General features: G+C 61.7%; 13 protein-coding genes. 3 read left to right on the top strand and 10 right to left on the bottom strand.

The genetic code is table 11. The features are described 5' to 3' along the window. The 3 genes from IV109_RS07205 to IV109_RS07195 all read right to left on the bottom strand — a co-directional run bounded on the left by IV109_RS07205 (window position 1) and on the right by IV109_RS07195 (window position 2,954). Window positions 1-1,107, bottom strand: coding sequence for an efflux RND transporter periplasmic adaptor subunit (locus IV109_RS07205; RefSeq protein ID WP_296694393.1), 1,107 nt, complete (start codon window positions 1,105-1,107; stop codon window positions 1-3). A 122-nt stretch (window positions 1,108-1,229) separates the two neighbouring features. After that, window positions 1,230-1,730, bottom strand: a complete 501-nt coding sequence (ssb, locus tag IV109_RS07200) for a single-stranded DNA-binding protein (RefSeq protein ID WP_296694390.1) — start codon at window positions 1,728-1,730, stop codon at window positions 1,230-1,232. A 27-nt stretch (window positions 1,731-1,757) separates the two neighbouring features. Further along, window positions 1,758-2,954, bottom strand: a complete 1,197-nt coding sequence (locus IV109_RS07195) for an MFS transporter (protein ID WP_296694494.1) — start codon at window positions 2,952-2,954, stop codon at window positions 1,758-1,760. 202 nt (window positions 2,955-3,156) lie between these two features. On the opposite strand from IV109_RS07195, the gene uvrA reads away from it, so the two are divergent. Both uvrA and IV109_RS07185 read left to right on the top strand, forming a co-directional pair. Then, window positions 3,157-6,180, top strand: a complete 3,024-nt coding sequence (gene uvrA, locus IV109_RS07190) for an excinuclease ABC subunit UvrA (RefSeq protein WP_296694387.1) — start codon at window positions 3,157-3,159, stop codon at window positions 6,178-6,180. Window positions 6,181-6,213: 33 nt separating this feature from the next. Then, window positions 6,214-7,074, top strand: a complete 861-nt coding sequence (locus IV109_RS07185) for an ion transporter (RefSeq protein WP_296694385.1) — start codon at window positions 6,214-6,216, stop codon at window positions 7,072-7,074. Here IV109_RS07185 and IV109_RS07180 read toward each other — a convergent pair. The 6 genes from IV109_RS07180 to pyrF all read right to left on the bottom strand — a co-directional run bounded on the left by IV109_RS07180 (window position 7,071) and on the right by pyrF (window position 16,540). Then, the gene (locus tag IV109_RS07180; RefSeq protein ID WP_296694383.1) at window positions 7,071-10,853 is read right to left on the bottom strand and encodes an EAL domain-containing protein; all 3,783 of its coding nucleotides are present in this window, start codon (window positions 10,851-10,853) and stop codon (window positions 7,071-7,073) included. The two genes, IV109_RS07185 and IV109_RS07180, sit on opposite strands and share 4 nt — an antisense overlap. Window positions 10,854-10,974: 121 nt before the next feature. After that, window positions 10,975-11,871 (bottom strand): EamA family transporter, encoded by an 897-nt coding sequence (locus tag IV109_RS07175; RefSeq protein ID WP_296694380.1) that lies wholly within the window; start codon window positions 11,869-11,871, stop codon window positions 10,975-10,977. A gap of 18 nt (window positions 11,872-11,889) precedes the next feature. After that, window positions 11,890-12,561, bottom strand: coding sequence for a TetR family transcriptional regulator (locus IV109_RS07170; RefSeq protein WP_296694378.1), 672 nt, complete (start codon window positions 12,559-12,561; stop codon window positions 11,890-11,892). After that, the gene (locus tag IV109_RS07165; RefSeq protein WP_296694377.1) at window positions 12,558-14,825 is read right to left on the bottom strand and encodes a molybdopterin cofactor-binding domain-containing protein; all 2,268 of its coding nucleotides are present in this window, start codon (window positions 14,823-14,825) and stop codon (window positions 12,558-12,560) included. The genes IV109_RS07170 and IV109_RS07165 overlap by 4 nt, the downstream gene beginning before the upstream one ends. Next, window positions 14,822-15,274 (bottom strand): (2Fe-2S)-binding protein, encoded by a 453-nt coding sequence (locus IV109_RS07160; RefSeq protein WP_296694375.1) that lies wholly within the window; start codon window positions 15,272-15,274, stop codon window positions 14,822-14,824. Before IV109_RS07160 ends, IV109_RS07165 begins: the two co-directional genes overlap by 4 nt. A 420-nt stretch (window positions 15,275-15,694) precedes the next feature. After that, entirely contained in the window at window positions 15,695-16,540 is an 846-nt protein-coding gene (gene pyrF / locus IV109_RS07155; protein WP_296694373.1) for an orotidine-5'-phosphate decarboxylase, read from the bottom strand. Window positions 16,541-16,588: 48 nt separating this feature from the next. On the opposite strand from pyrF, the gene IV109_RS07150 reads away from it, so the two are divergent. After that, entirely contained in the window at window positions 16,589-17,470 is an 882-nt protein-coding gene (locus IV109_RS07150; protein ID WP_296694371.1) for a DMT family transporter, read from the top strand. Between the two features lie 15 nt (window positions 17,471-17,485). Here IV109_RS07150 and IV109_RS07145 read toward each other — a convergent pair whose 3' ends face one another. Further along, window positions 17,486-18,328 (bottom strand): uracil-DNA glycosylase, encoded by an 843-nt coding sequence (locus tag IV109_RS07145; RefSeq protein ID WP_296694369.1) that lies wholly within the window; start codon window positions 18,326-18,328, stop codon window positions 17,486-17,488. Between the last annotated feature and the right edge of the window lie 17 nt (window positions 18,329-18,345).

The following is an 18,345-nucleotide window of genomic DNA, read 5'->3' as shown; positions in this document are numbered from 1 at the left end:
TCACTTCGCCACGCTTGGCTTGGTTGCCGCCGGAGACAACGCCTGGGCACCGGCCAAGCCGGCCTTTACCGGCTCCAGTGCAACCAGATCGCCCTGCTGCAGGCCTGCCACCACCTCGACACCGTCAACGCCATGGTCCGTACCCAGGCGCACCGCCCGCAACACAAACGCCTTGCCCGAGACCACGTAGACCGCCGTCAGTTCACCGCGGCGCAACAAGGCCTGTGCCGGAACCACCATGCGCTCAGCCTGCCCACCGGTAAACCGGACCCGCACCTGTTGACCCGGCACCGTGCTTTGTACCGCCTCTGATGGCAGTTCAAGGCGCCACTCAATCGTCTGAGAAACCGGGTCCGCCGTGGGGACTGCATTCACGGAGATGGGGCGAACCCAGCGCGCACCGCCGGCACCCACATGCATCATCACTTCCACTGCGGCAGCGGCACGCGCTTGTACGCCACGCGATACCGGCACCTGCACCACGGCGCGAAGAGGCAGCGGGGCGTAAAAGGTAAGCAAAGGCTTTCCGGGTACCGCCAGGTCACCCGCTTCCACATGGGTCTGAAGAACCCAGCCGTCGTAAGGTGCCGTCACATGGGTGAAGCCTTGAGTCAACGCCGACTGCCGGGCGCCGGCCCCCGCCTGGTCCAGCCCGGCTTGCGCACTTTTGAGGTTAGATTCGGCGGTATCGAGCGCCGCAGCGCTGACGAAGCCCTTGCTCTGCAGGTCACGTGTACGCTCAAAATTTGCTTTGGCATTGCGCAGCTCCGCCTGGGCCTGGGCCACTTGGGCCTGACTCCGCTGCACACCGGTTTGAGCCTCACGGTCGTCAATGGTCGCCAGCAATTGACCGGCGCGCACCTTGTCACCGGCCTTGACCACCAGCGAGGCAATACGCCCACTGGCCTGCGCCGAGAGCGTGCTCTGCTTCACAGGCTGAACGACGCCATCCAGCTCAAACCCCATGGACACAGGCCGAACCTGTGCCGCCACGACAGGCACCTGGATGGCCCCTTGCGCCCAAGCCATGGGCGCAAAGGCCACTCCCAGCCACGGCAACACACGACGGGCGTATTGAAGAACATCGGCAAATGCAAGTGAATTCATGGGCTTACCTTTAAATACAGGGGGGAGTATATACAAATACCCCCTGCAGTACAAGAAGCCATCAAAAAAGCCCTCGCAGACTGGACGCTGCGAGGGCTCTGTTTGCTAGCCTGGGGGGCAAATCAGAACGGAATGTCGTCGTCCATATCGTCAAATCCGCTGGACGGCCGTGCCTGGGGCTGAGCCTGTGCGGGAGCCTGACGCGGTGCGGCGGCGGGCCGTGACGCAGGTGCCTGGCGGGAATACCCGCCACCCGAACCTTCGTCGTCACCCGAAGGCTCACCCATGCCTTCGCGGCCACCGAGCAACTGCATCTCGTTGGCAATGATGTCGGTGGCGTATTTCTCAACGCCATCCTTGTCGGTGTACTTGCGCGTCTTGATGCGGCCTTCCACGTAAACAGGACGGCCTTTTTTCAGATACTGACCGGCAATTTCGGCGAGCTTGCCAAAGAACGTGACGCGGTGCCACTCTGTTTCCTCAACCATCTCGCCCGTTTTGCTCTTGTATTTGCTGCTGGTGGCGATCGTGATATTGGCCACGGGGTCACCACTGGGCAGGTAGCGGACTTCGGGGTCACGCCCCAGGTTGCCCACGAGAATGACTTTGTTAACAGATGCCATGGTTTCTTTCTCCAGAATTTAAGACGATTATCCCGCGTTTGGCGCCAGGCCCGGCGCATTGACCGAGGGAGCGCGCATCGGCCAGGCCACCACCAGCCACAGCAGCATGGCCGCGCCACAGCTGGCAAACAGCCCCTGCGCTCCCACATGTTTCATCAACCAGCCACCCAGTACGCCGCCGGCAAAAAAGCCCAGAGACTGCAAGGTGTTGTAGACCCCCATGGCCGCACCGCGCGCATGGGCCGGGGCCACGCGCGAGGCCATGCTCGGCTGGCTGGCTTCGAGCACATTGAAACCACAGAAGAACACAAACAGCAAGGCGGCCAGCGAGCCCAGCTCTGGCGTGCCGGAAGCCACCCACAGCAGACCCACCTGGACCACTGCGACCAGACCCACCGCAACCAAAAAGACAGCCCTCAAGTAACCGCGACGCTCCAACGGGAACAGACTGCCGCCCATGACCACAAACGAGGCCAGCACCGCAGGCAGGTAAACCCACCAGTGATGTTCACGCGGCAGGCCGGCCTGCACCAGAAGCGCGGGTAAAGCCATCCACATGGCCAGTTGCACCGCGTGCAACACAAATACGCCAAAGTTCAAGCGCAGCAGGGCGGGAATTCGCAAAACGTCCTGCAGACGTCCACGCGGCATGTTCTTGTGCAGCAAAGGTTCGGCCGGCACCCACCAGATCACAACCACGACCCCCCCCAAAGCCAGGCAGCAGGTCAGGACAAACAGGCCGGACAGTCCGATATGCGTGACCAGCAAAGGGGCCAGGACCAATGACAGGGCAAACATCAACCCGATGCTGGCGCCCACCAGCGCCATCGATTTGGTGCGCACCTCGTCGCGCGTCTGGTCAGCCAGCAAAGCGGTCACAGCCGCCGACACCGCACCCGCACCTTGCACCGCGCGCCCAATGGCCAACCAGGTGAGGCTGGGTGCCACCGCCGCCACAAAGCTGCCCGCCGCGAACAGCAGCAAGCCGAAAATAATGACGCGCTTTCGCCCCAGCCGGTCTGAGGCCATACCAAAAGGCAGTTGCAGCACACCCTGGGTGAGGCCATAAATCCCCATGGCCAGACCCACCAGAGACGGATCGTCCCCGCCCGGGTATCTGCCAGCCTCGATGGCGAACACCGGCAAGATCAGGAACAGGCCCAGCATGCGCAGCGCAAAAATAGTCGCCAGAGAAAAGCTGGCGCGCCGCTCGGTAGGCGTCATCGCAACCGAGACTGCAGCGCTTTCCCCCGCTGGCGGGGCATCAACATTAGGCAAAACAGAAATCTCCAACACACCAAGCCGCGAACCGTCGCGACCACCAAAGCCTTCAATTGTCCCTGATCCGGCTAGTTCCCAGTCACCGGAGCGTGCCAAAGTCGCCATCTTTAACTATCATGGTGGGTTTTCCCGAGCACATTCCACCTTGAACACCCCCACCGACGGCACCCCCCTCGCAGTTGCCTTGCGACAGCAGACCATCAGCATCCGCGGTGCGCGTACGCACAATCTCAAGAATATTGACCTGGATATTCCGCGCAACCAGTTGGTGGTGATCACCGGTCTGAGCGGTTCGGGCAAGTCCAGCCTGGCGTTTGACACCCTGTATGCGGAAGGCCAGCGCCGCTATGTGGAAAGCCTCTCGACTTACGCGCGCCAGTTCCTGCAATTGATGGACAAGCCCGACGTGGACGTGATCGAAGGACTGAGCCCTGCCATCTCGATCGAGCAGAAGGCCACTTCGCACAACCCGCGCTCCACCGTCGGCACGGTCACCGAGATCCACGACTACCTGCGCCTGCTCTATGCCCGCGCCGGCACGCCGTTCTGCCCCGACCACGACCTGCCCCTGCAGGCCCAGACGGTGAGCCAGATGGTGGACGCGGTGCTGGCCCTGCCGCTGGACACCCGGCTGATGATCCTGGCTCCTTTGGCGCGCGAGAAAAAGGGTGAGTTTCTTGACGTGTTTGCCGACATGCAGGCCCAGGGTTACGTGCGCTTTCGGGTCGACGGGCAGGCCTATGAGTTCGACCAGCTGCCGCAACTGAAAAAAACCGAGAAGCACGACATTGACGTCGTGATTGACCGCATCAAGGTCCGCCCTGATTTGAAGCAACGCCTGGCCGAGAGCTTTGAAGCCGCCCTGCGCCTGGCCAACGGGCGCGCCATTGCCGTCGAAATTGATAGCAAAGAATCGAATAACGACGAGGGCCAGAGGCAAAAAGAGCACTTGTTTAACGCCAAGTTCTCGTGCCCTGTGTGCAGCTACTCCATCAGCGAGTTGGAGCCGCGGCTTTTCTCCTTCAACTCGCCCGTGGGCGCTTGCCCCGGCTGCGACGGCTTGGGCGCCCAGGAATTTTTCGACCCGGCGCGGGTCGTGGCCTTCCCGACCCTGAGTCTGGCCAGTGGCGCCATCAAGGGCTGGGACCGGCGCAACGGCTATTACTTTGCCATTCTTGAAAGTCTGGCCAAGCACTACAAATTTGACATCGAACAGGCTTTTGACTCCTTGCCAGCCGAAGTGCAGCATGCGGTACTGCACGGCTCCGGCGAGGAGGAAATCAAGTTCAGCTACGTCATGGACTCGGGCGCGTCCGAGGGCAAGAAGGTCAGCAAGAAGCATCCGTTTGAAGGCATCCTGACCAACATGGCCCGCCGTTACCGCGAGACCGACTCTGTCATGGTGCGTGAAGACCTGGCGCGCTACCGCAGCACACAAGCCTGCCCGGAGTGCGGCGGCAGCCGCCTGCGACGCGAGGCCCGCCACGTAAAAATTGGCGAGGGCAGCCAGGCCCGCGCCATCTTCGAAGTCAGCCACCTCACGCTGCGCGAATGCCTCGAATACTTCACCACCCTGCACATGACGGGAGCCAAAGGCGAGATCGCCGACAAGGTGGTGCGTGAAATCGGCCTGCGACTGAAGTTCTTGAACGACGTGGGCCTGAACTACCTGAGCCTGGACCGCACCGCCGAGACGCTGAGCGGCGGCGAGTCACAACGCATTCGCCTGGCGTCGCAGATCGGCTCCGGCCTGACCGGGGTGATGTATGTGCTGGACGAACCCAGCATTGGCCTGCATCAGCGCGATAACGACCGCCTGATTGATACGCTGAAACACCTGCGTGACATCGGCAACAGCGTACTGGTGGTCGAGCATGACGAAGACATGATGCGCGCCGCCGACCATGTGATTGACATGGGCCTGGGTGCCGGCGTTCACGGCGGGCGAGTGATTGCACAGGGCACGTTTGAGGATGTCAAGGCCAACCCCGACTCCCTGACTGGCAAGTACCTGGCTCACACCCTGGAAATCGCCGTGCCCCAACAGCGCACCGCCTGGCTGCCCACGGTCGTGAAGAGCGCCGCCGACAAGAAAGCAGCCGCCAAATTTCCTCCCAGCAAAGCCGCCCTGGCCTGGGCTGAGCGCAACGCGGCCCATGTCGCTACACAGGGCGAGCTGCAGGCCATTCGTGTCATCAACGCTTCAGGTCACAACCTGCGCGGGGTGAGCGTCGAATTTCCCGTCGGTCTGTTCACTTGCGTCACCGGTGTATCGGGCTCGGGCAAATCAACGCTGGTCAACGACACCCTGTATGCGGCAGTCGCTCGCCAGCTGTATCGCGCACACGACGAGCCAGCCGCCCACGAGGCCATCGAAGGGATTGAGCACTTCGACAAGGTGATCAACGTCGACCAGTCTCCCATTGGCCGCACGCCGCGCTCCAACCCGGCCACCTACACCGGTCTGTTCACCCCCATCCGCGAGTTGATGGCCGAGGTACCCACTGCGCGGGAACGCGGCTATGGACCGGGGCGCTTCAGCTTCAACGTGGCAGGAGGGCGCTGCGAGGCCTGCCAGGGCGACGGCATGGTGAAAGTGGAGATGCACTTCTTGCCCGATGTCTACGTGCCCTGCGATGTGTGCGTCGGGCAGCGCTACAACCGCGAAACGCTGGAAATTCTGTACAAGGGCAAGAACATTGCGCAGATTCTGGACCTCACCGTCGAAGCCGCACATGACTTCCTCAAGGCGGTGCCGACCATTGCCCGAAAACTGCAAACCCTGCTGGACGTGGGCCTGAGCTACATCAAGCTCGGTCAGGCGGCCACCACACTGTCCGGTGGCGAAGCCCAACGTGTCAAGCTGGCGCTGGAGCTCAGCAAACGCGACACCGGGCGCACGCTTTACATTCTGGATGAACCCACCACCGGTCTGCACTTTGCCGATATCGATTTGCTGCTCAAAGTGCTGCATCAACTGCGTGATGCGGGCAACACCATCGTGGTGATCGAACACAACCTGGACGTCATCAAAACCGCCGACTGGCTGATCGACATGGGCCCCGAAGGCGGCGCTGGTGGCGGCCAGGTCGTGGGCATCGGTACGCCCGAAGACATCGCCGCCAATCCAGACAGTCATACCGGCCGCTACCTGCAGCGGCTGTTATGAGACACGCCATGATCTGACCTGAAAAGACCACCCATGACTGAATCAGCACACGACACACTCGGCAAACCCCTGACGGGCTGGCGGCTCAAGGCCTACACCATCATCTTCGAAGCCGATACCCGCGCAGGGCGGCTGTTTGACCAATGGCTGATTGCCATCATTCTGGCCAGCGTGGCCCTGGTCGTGTTCAGCAGCGTGGATTCCATCGGCCAGAAATACGACTCGCTGTTCAATGGGCTGGAGTGGCTGTTCACGATTGCATTCACGCTGGAGTATGTTGCACGGCTGGCCTGCGTGCGCCACCCCCTGCGCTATGCCTTGAGCTTTTACGGCGTGATCGACCTGCTGGCCCTGCTCCCCACCTACCTGGCACTGCTGGTGCCCGAGATACACGCCCTGATTGACGTGCGCGTACTGCGTCTGCTTCGGGTGTTCCGGGTCTTCAAGCTCACGGCCTATGTAACCGAGTACCAGTCATTGGGGCGCGCCTTGAAGGGCAGTCGCCGCAAGATCATGGTCTTTCTGTCTGCGGTATTGATGATCGTGCTGGTGATGGGCACCGTCATGTATGTGGTGGAAGGGCCTGCCAACGGGTTCTCCAGTGTGCCAACCTCGGTGTACTGGGCTATCACCACCATGACCACGGTGGGCTTTGGCGATATCACGCCAAAAACCGACCTCGGCCGCTTCATTGCCTCGCTGATGATGTTGCTGGGATGGGGAACCCTGGCTGTGCCGACCGGCATCGTCACCGCAGAGATGACGATGCGCCGGGTCGAGGAGCCCACAACCACCCGGACGTGTCACGAGTGCCTGACCGAGGGCCATCAATCCGAGGCCAACTATTGCCTGCACTGCGGCGCGATGTTGCCGGCTTACCAGCGGGACACCTAGACACGCTGCCGGACAAACGCTTCAAAGTGATCGGGTGTCAAGGGCTTGCTGTAGATGTAGCCTTGCACCTCATCGCACCCCTGCGCACGCAAAAACGCCAATTGCCCTTCGGTCTCCACGCCTTCGGCAATGGTCTGGAAACCGAGGCTTCGCGCCAGGCCAATGATGGCGGTGACAATGGCCCGGTCATCCGGGTCATCGGCAATATCGCGCACAAAAGACTGGTCAATCTTGAGCTTGTAGACATGAAAGCGCTTGAGGTAGTTCAGCGACGAATAGCCGGTGCCGAAATCGTCAATCGACATGCGCACCCCGCGCTGATGCAGGTTGTTCATGACTTCGATGGCGCCCAGCGGATTGTCCATCGCCACCCCCTCGGTCAGCTCCAGTTCAAGACATTGCGCTGGCAAGCCCACCTCAGCCAGGACCTGTTCCACCAGATCGGGCAGATTGGGATGGCGAAACTGCACGGCCGACAGGTTGACCGCCATCTGTTCCAGCGGCAAGCCCGCGCCACGCCAAGTGCGCAACTGCTGGACTGCGGTGCGCAACACCCATTCACCAATGGGCAGAATCAGCCCGCTGTCTTCGGCTACTGGAATGAACTCTGCCGGCGATACCGTGCCCAGCGTGGGATGTTGCCAGCGCAGCAAAGCCTCCATGCCAACGACCCGGCCGTCATGCAGCGACACCTGCGGCTGGTACACAAGGTACATCTGCTGCAACTCAAGTGCCCGACGCAGTGCATTTTCCAGTTGCAGTATGCGGGACGACTGAGCCTGCATTTCGGCGGTAAAGAAGCGAAAGGCGTTGCGGCCATCCTGCTTGGCGCGGTACATGGCCGTGTCGGCACTCATCGAAAGCGCCTCAAACGTAGCGCCATCCGCCGGATACAGGGCGATGCCGATGGAGAAGGTGATGGCCAGTTCCTGCTGGATGACCATGTAGCGCTGCAAGGTACTTTCCAGCAGTTTGGTCGCCACATGGGCAGCACCTGCCGCGTCGGTGCCCGGACACAGCAGCACAAACTCGTCACCGCCCACACGGCACACCGTATCTTCTTCTCGCAAACCTGATTTGAGGCGCTGGGCGACCTGGATCAGCAGCTCGTCGCCCATGTGATGCCCCAACGAATCGTTCACATTCTTGAAGCGATCCAGATCGAGGAACATCAATGCCAGCGGTTCATGGTGGCGCTGCGCATGGCTCAGGGCGGTATCGATCCGGTCCTGCAACAAACGCCGGTTGGGCAGGCCGGTCAAGGGATCGAAATCAGCCAGCCGCTGGATGTTCTCCTCGTCCTTCTTGCGCTGACTCACGTCGGTGGCGATGGAGACGTAGTTGGTCACAGTGCCGCTGCTGTCGCGCAGCAGGCAAATGGCGATCCACTCCGGGTACACCGTGCCATCCTTGCGACGATTCCATAGCTCACCCTTCCACTCGCCGTGATCAAGAATCGACGCCCACATGGCCTGGTAAAAACTCCGGTCCTGCCGCCCCGAGGAGAGCATGCTCGGGTTGCGCCCCAGTGCCTCGGCCTCGCTGTAGCCGGTAATTCGGCTGAAGGCCTTGTTAACCCGCAGAATGTCGCCCCGCTGATCCGTGATGATGATGGCTTCGCTGCCCTGCTCGAACACCTTGGCCACCAGTTGCAGTTCCTTCTCTGCCCGCTTGCGCTCAATGGCAATGGCGCTCAGGTGCGCGGCCATTTCAAGCAGCTCACGCTCATGAGCTTGCAACGCAGCTGGCAGGGGTTGATGGATCGTCACCGAGCCAAGCACTTTGGCGCTACCTGACCTGATTGGCTCGGACCAGCAGACCACCCCTGCGGGTGGCGCAGCACTGGTCTGCTCATCAAACAATGAAATGCTGCACCTGGTCCCGGGCAGAGCATCCTCGATTTTGAGCGCGAAATCCTTCAAAACCTGCTCCAACGACAAGTCACTGGTGAGGCGCTCCAGCATGAAGCTTCGCATGGCGTTCATTTGCTGGGCCCGCACCCGTTCAGTCAGGTCCATGTTGGTACCCGATACGCGCATGGCATGGCCCTGTTCATCACGCGTGACAAAGCCACGCACCAGCGCTGGAATGAAGTGACCGTCGCGGTGCTTCAGGCGGCATTCGGTGGAAAAACTCTCGCCCTGGCTGGCCAGGAAATCGCGCAGCAACTGCTCGACCCCCGGCAAGTCCTGTGGGTGCATCATGCTGCGCCAGAGTTGTGCATCCACCGGCAGCGCATCAGGCTCATAGCCCAACATCTGCCACCAGCGTGGGGAGTAATAAAGCCGGTGATGCTTCAGATCCCAATCCCAAAGGGCATCGTGCGAGCCCTTGAGCGCCAGCATCAGGCGGGTTTCCGACTCCAGCGTGCGCGCTTCCGCCTGCACACGCGCCGCCTCGCGGTCAAAATTCCTGAGTGCATAGTCCATGTCCGATGCCATTTCCAGCAGCAGATTGCGGACTTTGTCGTCAAACGCATTGACTTCGCCCGCATACACATTGAGAAGACCAACGACCCGTCCATCACGATGCAGGGGCAACGCTGCCGAGGCCGCCCAACCAAGCTCTTTCCCCAGCGCATGCCAGCTCGCCGTGATGGCCTCGCCCTGGTAATCCTGACACCAAAACGGCTGGTCTTCGCGAGCCGCAATCCCGCTCGGGCCCCGGCCTGTGGGCTGATCGGAATCCACCACGATGTGTATGTCACCCAGATGCTGGGTCCCCACACCGTAGGAGGCGACCGGTCTGATCACATGACTCTGCCAATCCACCGATCCAATCCATGCGGTGCGCATACCGCCTTGCTCGACCGCCGCACGGCAGATGCTGTCAAAAAGGTCCTGATCGTTGGTGCAACGCACTACCGCTTGATTGCACTCGCTGAGTGCCGCGTAAAGTTGAGTCAGACGCCTGAGCTTGGCATCCGAAGCAGAGCGTGCATGTTCCATTTCATTGAGCTGGCGTTGCGTCTGGGCCAACCAGCCCAGAACACTGTCGTGCATGCCCGGTGCAACATGAATGGCATCGCCAAAATTGCCTTTTCCAATGCGGGCAATATCCGAGTGCAGCTGGTCCAACGGACCTCCCAGTGTGGCATCCAGATTTTTGAAAATTCGCCGGAGGGACCATAGCAAGCCCAGTCCCAGCAGCACGAACATGGCGCGCAACAGAACCGCGTTTCTTTCGGCCTGGTGCACGGCCTGCAGGGTGCGCTGGTTGGTCAGTTCATAGAACTCGCCGATCGGCAGCATGATGTCCATCTTGCTCTGGTGGTACTCCAGGCTGTGCAGCATCTCGCTGGCCCGTACACGCGCCGCCTGGGGGTTGGCGCCCGCTGAATCGACCAGCGCGATGGCGGCCAGTTCGATCTTGGCGAGCTTGTCCGAATTGGCTTTGGCCTGCGCCAGCTTGGTCAATTCGTCGCTCCTCAAGTCGGCCTGGCGCAACTGGTCCATCAGCGCCATCTTGTGACTGCTGTCCGCCCGCGGCACCTTGCCGTCCGGCGTCAGCAAGTCCCAATAAACGCCTTCGTAGTTGACCGGCCGCGCCTTCTTGCCTTCCCGAATGGCCAGGATGTCGTGATAGCTTTGTTTGTAGACCGGGTTGCCAGTGAGCACATAAGTCCGCACCATGCGCGTGAGGTCGTCAGAAGACTGACGCAATTCATCGGCCAAGAGACGGGTCAGAAAGCGCCTCTCGTTGGCATGGTCAATCTGTTTTTCCGCATAGACGTAGAGAGAAAAGACAGCAATCAGCGCCAGTGTCATTCCTGCAGCCATGCGCAAGCTCCGCGCAAAGGGCGACATCAGCGCGTAAGACATCATGAAATGGAGGCACTCAAAGTGATCACCAAAACATTATGCATGGCCCTGCCGGAGGGAACAATCCGGGGCAATACGCCTACGGTTGCCGCCGAATGGCCCATTGACGCCACAAGGGCCAAAGCAGATTCAGAGCCAGTCCGCCCATCACCAGCGCGGCGGCACTGAGTTTCCAGGCAGGCAGCCCTTCCCCCAGCCACAGGGCCGCCGCACCCATCCCAAACAGGGGAATCATCAATGCCATGGGCGTGATCGTTGCGGCAGGATAGCGCGCCAGCAACCAGCCCCAGGCCGCATAGCCAAACAAGGAGTTACCCCACGCCTGCCAGGCCACCGCCACCCAGGCCGACGCGTCCGCCCCACGCACACCACCCAGCACGGCGTCCCACCCTTCCACCCCGATCGAGAGGGCCAACAAAGGAGGCACCGCAAATGCGCTGGACCACACCACATAAGCCACCATGTTGACTTGCCCGGCCTGGCGCGCCACGATGTTGCCGCCGGCCCAGGACAGCGCCGCCAACAGAATCAGGCCCAGGCCCAGGAGGGTGGTGCTGCCGTCGGTATGCATCACGATGATGCCCAGACCGGCGGCGGCCAGCACCAGGGCAAACCACTGCATGTTTTGCAGCCGCTCACCCGACAGGTACATGGACAGACCGATGGTGAAAAAAACCTGGATCTGGATCACCAGGGAGGCCAGGCCCGGGGAAATATGGCCATTCATCGCGACGAACAAAAGCCCGAACTGTCCCACGCCAATCAGCAAACCGTAAGCAGCCAGATTGCGCCAAGGCACTTTGGGGCGTGGCAGAAAAAAGATCACCGGCACCACCGCAACGGCGAAACGAAGGGTCGCAAACAGCAGGGGGGGCATATGCCCCAGGACCAGCTTGATCACGACAAAGTTGGTGCCCCAGACGGCCACCACGGCCAGCGCCAGGAAGAAGTGTCTCAGGGAGAGCTTGCTGTTCATCCCCCGATTGTCAGGCACTCAGGGTTTGCCGAGCGTTCCCCGCACCAGGGTGCTCAGCGCCTGCGTCAGGAAGGGCTCAAAGTCGATGCGCATGGATCGCAGCTTCGGGTCTTGCTCCATGACCCGCACGATCACCGAACGGGGGTTCGAAAGCTGGGTGATGCCGATCACCAGCGCGTGTGTCTGCAGCATGAATGTCTCGGCCTCTTCAACCCGCAGGCCCGGTATCCTGGCCGCAATGGCCCCGCTGGCCTGCGTCAGCAAACTGCGCATGAACAGCTTGAATTCGCGCGCCGAGGGCTCATCCAGATTGGGCTCAATCACCGTATGCAACAACACCAGCAGTCGACACATCAGCGGCCTTTGCGCCGTGATGCGCGCGATCGTCATGGGCACGGCACTTTCCGGCTGCCTGGCGCGTAGCCGCTTGAGCTTCAAGGTCAGGGCATCCAGCCACAGCGTCAATTCGGCGCGCACCAATTCCAGAAACAAGGCCTCCTTGCTGGCAAAGTAGATGTAGGCCGTTCCCTTGGCCACGCCTGCCATCCTGGCTACACGCTCAATGGTGACGGCCTCAAAATCCGCATCGGCAAACAGACGGGTGGCCGCCTCGATCAAGTGCGTGCGCCGCAGGTCCTTGTCCTCAGGACTGCGGGCGCGTTGCTGACTCAGGGTCTTGCGAGGTGTCACGTCAACAGGGGCAAGGCGCGCTGGCGTTTCCTGGTCAGTGCAAACATCGCACCGGCCAGCGCCGGGGCCAGGGGTGGCACGCCCGGCTCGCCGACACCGCCAGGCGTGCGGCTGCTGGGCACAATCCAGGTTTCCACCACCGGAGCATCAGCCAGCTTCACCATCGGATAACTGGGGAAGTTGGTCTGCTGCACCACGCCATCCTTGATGTCGATCTTGCCGTACAAGGCGGCGCTCAGGCCAAAGATCACGGCGCTTTCCATCTGCTGCGCCACCGTATCGGGATTGACCACGGTACCGCAATCGATGGCACAGACCACGCGGTGAACACGGGGCTTGCCGTCCTGCATTGAAACTTCGACCACTTCGGCCACGATCGAGCCAAACGACTCATGCAGGGCCACGCCCTGTGCATGGCCAGCCGGCAGTGGGTTGCCCCACTTGGCCTTTTCAGCGGCCAGGTTCAACACCGCCAGATAGCGCGGCGCATCCTTGAGCAGGGCGCGGCGAAACGCCACAGGGTCTTGTCTGGTTTCCACAGCCAGCTCATCAATGAAACCTTCCGAGAAAAAGGCATTGTGCGAGTGCCCCACGGAGCGCCAGAAGCCAACCGGCACATCCATGCGGGTGGCCACGTGCGACATGTGCTGATGGGCAAAGCCATAGGGCAGATCGAACAAACCTTCGGAGGCGGTTTTATCCGGCATGTCCAGCGGGCCGGAGAGCACGGGAATGGCGCGGGCAAACCAGCGCGGCGAGATCGCGTCTCCTGCCGATTTGATGCGCAGGCTGTTCACCGCGCCCTGCGCATCCAACGTGGCGCGAAGACTCGCTACATGCATGGGGCGGTAAAAGTCGTGGGTGGTGTCCTCTTCGCGGGACCAGGCCAGTTGCACCGGGCGTCCGCCACAGTCCATCGCCACGCGCACCGCCTGGGCCACAAAATCGACCTCCAGTCGACGGCCAAAGCCACTGCCCAGCAGGGTCACATGCAGGACCACATTCTCGATATCGACACCAGCCACCTTGGCTGCTATCGCGCGCGCCATTTGCGGCACCTGGGTCGGGGCCCAGACCTCCACCTCGCCATCCTTGACCTGCGCTGTGCAGTTCATCGGCTCCATGGTGGCGTGCGCCAGATAAGGTGCGCGGTAAGTGGCCTCAATGACCCGCGCTGCCTTGGACTCCGCGTCATCAATAGCGCCTTTGTCGTAAAAGGCAAAACCCTTCTCGGATTTGAGTGCTGCAAGAAGTCCGTCCTCAATCTTTTGCGAATCAAGCGCACCTTGTGCGCGCTGCTGCCATTTGACGTCCACAGCATGCGCACCCTGACGGGCATGCCAGGTGGTCTTGCCCACCACGGCAAAGCCGGCCGTTGAGCCACCCATGGCGTCCAGCGACACGACGCGCTCCACACCTGGCAGGGCCAGTGCAGCCTTGGCATCCAGGGCTGCGGGCGTGCCGCCAAGCATGGGTGACATGCGCACGGCCGCGAACACCATGCCCGGCAGGCGAACATCCAGACCAAACTGGGCAGAACCGTTGACCTTGGCCGGAATGTCGGTACGGGGTGCTTTTTTCCCAATCAGCTTCCAGTCCTTGCGCTCCTTGACTGCGATGGCACCCGGTGCCGTGCCGGCCGCAAGCTTGGCCAGATCGCCGTAGTGCGCCGACTTTCCACTGGCATGCGACACCACGCCGTCTTTGACGGAGAGCTCCGCCAGCGGCAGCTTCCATTGCGCAGCAGCTGCCCCCAACAGGCTGGCGCGGGCCGTCGCAGCCGCCATGCGCAACGGGCCCCAGGCATCGGAAATGGTGGAAGACCCCCCCGTGGCGTTCAACCCGAGTTCGCGTGCGATCTTGCCAACCACCCACTCACCAACCTTGACCTTGGTCGCCTTGTGCTCGCCCTCTGACTCCAGTGGATGAAAGGGCAGGCTGCCCACCAGCATCGCCACATTGCCATAGATCTTGTCCGAGCCCGCCTGCTCCAGACGCACCCGGCCCAGAGGCACATCCAGCTCTTCCGCCACCAGCATGGCCAGAGAGGTGTGCACGCCCTGGCCCATTTCGCTGCGCGGCATGGCCATCACGACCGCACCATCGGCGGCAATCTTGATCCAGCCATTGAGCGCGATATCACCCTGCGTGGGCAACATCAACTCCGGCGAGCCCAGCCGTGACCGCGCCGGCATGACGCCCCAGCCCACCACCAGAGCGCCGGTCGCGCCCAGGGCGCTCAGTATCCAGGTGCGGCGCTTCATGCTGCGGCTCCTGCGGCACGGTGGATCGCAGCGCGTACGCGCTGGTAGGTGCCACAACGGCAGATGTTGGTCATCGCCTCGTCAATGTCCGCATCGGTCGGCTTGGGCTTTTTCTCCAGCAAGGCCGCAGCCGCCATCAGCATGCCGCTTTGGCAGTAGCCGCACTGGGGCACCTGCTCGGCGATCCAGGCCGCCTGCAACGCATGGGGCTTGTCCGCCGTGCCCAGAGACTCTATGGTCTGGATCTGCTTGCCAGCCACACCGGCCAGCGGCATCACACAGGAGCGCACCGCCTGGCCATCAACCCGCACCGTGCAAGCGCCGCACGCCGCCACACCGCAGCCAAATTTGGTACCGGTCATGTTGAGCACGTCACGCAACACCCACAGCAAGGGCATGTTGGGATCGACATCGGCTTGCACCGTTTTGCCGTTGATATTCAATTCCATGGGTTCTCCTGCGAGTTTCTAAGTGACTTCGAACCGCATAATAGCTGAACGACAGTCATTTAAAATGCACGTTTTCCCTTGGTGGAACTGGCGTGGTGTGCCTGTCCGGGCACAGGGTGGTGCTGCGTCAGGCCAGGAAACTGGGGGCCCGAGATTAAGCGGGCACATTCGCATTTGCCAGCGCTCTTGCACTCTGCTACCCGTGAGTTGCAACGAACTGCAAATCCAGGCACGCAAAAAAAAGCCACCCGAAGGTGGCTTTGTAAAAGTCCCCGAAAGGACGTCGTTGGAATTTCTTGGTTGACACTGTGACAGCAGTGGGGACAACTTTAGCGTCCAAACCACCCTGACATCGCCCCCTGGCCGGGGGTTAATGGCACCATTTTCTGTGACATATTCACATGAATTCCGGCAACTTCGTCAAGCCTGCTGCCGGGCCGCCTGCAGGGCATCGCGCGTCTTGATGGCCTCGCGGCGTGCGGCGTGCGCGAAGTCCTCGCCCGACGAGGCGTAGAGGATGGCACGCGAAGAATTCACGATGATGGGCGCGGCCGTTTCGCCGTCCACACCACGCCAGCCCGCCTTGACGGTGGCCACGGCATCGCCACCCTGAGCACCCACTCCGGGGATGAGCAGGGGCACAGTGGGAGCGACAGCCCGCACGCGCTCGATTTCCACCGGGTAAGTGGCGCCCACCACCAGACCGAGCTGCCCGTTGAGATTCCAGGGGCCTTGCGCCAGCCGGGCAATGTGCTCGTAGAGCAGGGGCTCACCCGGCACGGACGACAGGCGCTGGTTTTGCAGGTCATCGCCACCCGGGTTGGAGGTGCGGCACAGCAAAAAAGCGCCCTTGCCCTGGTACTTCAAATACGGCTGCACCGAATCAAAGCCCATGAAGGGCGAGAGCGTGACCGCATCCGCACCGTAGCGCTCGAACGCCTCCTTGGCATACTGCTCGGCGGTGCTGCCAATATCGCCACGCTTGGCGTCCAGAATGATGGGCACCTGGGGCGCGACACGGCGCATGTGCCCCATCAGACGCTCCAGCTGGTCTTCGGCACGGTGCGCGGCAAAGTAGGCAATCTGCGGTTTGAAGGCAATCACCAAGTCGGCCGTGGCGTCCACGATGGCGGCGCAGAAATCGTAAATCTTGCTGGGGTCGCCGCGCATCCCTGCGGGAAACTTGGCGGGCTCGGGGTCCAGCCCCACGCACAGCATGGAGCCGTTTTGGCGCTCGGCAGCGCGCAGCATGTCTAGGAATGTCATGCCCCTATTGTAAGAAGCCGGGGCCCAAAAGGCGCTGACAATAGACGCATGCAAACCCTTTCGCGCCAACAACTGATCGGCCTGGTGCTCCTGACCCTGGTGTGGGGCATCAACTGGCCGATCATGAAGCTAGGGGTCTCCGACTACCCGCCGCTGACCTTTCGCATGCTGTCAATGTGGCTGGGTCTGCCGGTTCTGGCCCTGGGTCTGATGGTGCTCAAAGTGCCATTTCGCATTCCCCGTGCCCACTGGCGCGAGTTGTTCTGGCTGGCACTGACCAACATGTTTGTCTGGCACGCGCTGATCATTCTGGCGGTCAAGTCACTGACCAGCGGACGTGCCGCCATCCTGGGCTACAGCATGCCGATTTTTTCGGCCCTGCTGGGCGTCTTCATTTTTGGCAACAAACTGATCCCCCGTGCCTGGCTGGGTGTGGCGGCGGCGGCGCTGGGCGTGGTGCTGTTGCTGTGGCACGAACTCACCAACCTGGCAGGCAAGCCGCTGGGTGTCATGTACGCCCTGCTGGCGGCCTTGACCTGGGCCCTGGGCACCCACCTGCTGCGCCGCACCAAGCTCACCGTCCCCACACTGAGCATTTCGTTCTGGATGACGGCCATGACCACGATCGTGATGACCCTGTTGTCGGTCATCTTCGAACACGACCAATGGAAAACACCCTCGGTGTCCACCTGGGGCGCCATCGGCTACAACGCGGTGCTGATTTTCGGCTTTGCGCACGCGGTGTGGTTTTACCTGGCGCGCAACCTGCCGCCGGTGGCCTCATCGCTCAGCGTGATGCTGATACCGATTCTGGGTGTCTTCAGTGGCGCCTGGTGGCTCGGTGAATTGCTGCACTGGCAGGACTGGACCGCCGTGGCCTTGATGGTGCTGGCGATTGGTTCGGTGCTGCTGCCAGCCCACAAGCCCTGAACCCTCTGCGTCGGCTCAAGAACCGATCGTCGCCTGCGCCAGGCACAAATCGACCCAGGCGCGGGCCTTGTCCTGCTGGGTACGCAACAGATACGCCGGGTGGTAGCTCACCACCACTGGAATGCCCTGGTAGCGATAAACCTGCCCGCGCAGCTTGCCCAGGGGAATGCCGGCCACATCCGGCAGGCTTTCGCGCAGCAGGGACTGGGCGGCAAAACGCCCCAGCGCCAGAATGATTTTGGGTTGTACCAGCGCCACTTCACGGCGCAAATAGTTTTCGCAGGCGGCCAGCTCTTGTGGCTCGGGGTTGCGCACCACGGCAGGGCGGCACTTGACCACGTTGCTCACATAGACGATCTTGCGCGGGTCTGCGCCACCCGCTGTGCGGCTCACGCCCAAGGCTTTGAGCATGTTGTCCAGCAGCTGGCCGGCCTGCTCTGCAAACGGCGTTCCAGCGCGCTCTTCAGCCTCGTCCGGCGGCTCGCCCAGCACCAGCCAGTCAGCCCGGGCAGGCGCTGTGGCACCGCCAAATACCGGTGCACGGCGCCCGACGCACAGCTTGCAGGCCTGGCATGCCGCCACACTTTGCGCCAGCTGCGGCCAGTCCATCCCGGCGATCCCTTCCACCAAGCCAGTTTCCGTATGATTTTGGACTGTACCCCTCGTGTTGATTGCTTCAATAGCTATATTTTCAATAGCAACCGTGGATGCTTTACGAACCTCCTCGCGGGGCACCTGCACGGCAGCGGGAGCAGCCTGTACCTTGTGCGGCTCGGGCACTTGCGCTGCGGGCAGCCACACGTGCACACCCATCTCCTGCAACATGGCGCGCTGTCGTTCATCCAGGTCAAGACTCATGGGCACATTCTCACAGA

This window comes from Rhodoferax sp. (assembly GCF_018780565.1).
Taxonomy (GTDB): Bacteria; Pseudomonadota; Gammaproteobacteria; order Burkholderiales; family Burkholderiaceae_C; genus Rhodoferax.
The sequence above is the reverse complement of the archived record's forward strand: the minus strand, read 5'-3'. Positions and strand labels throughout refer to the sequence as shown.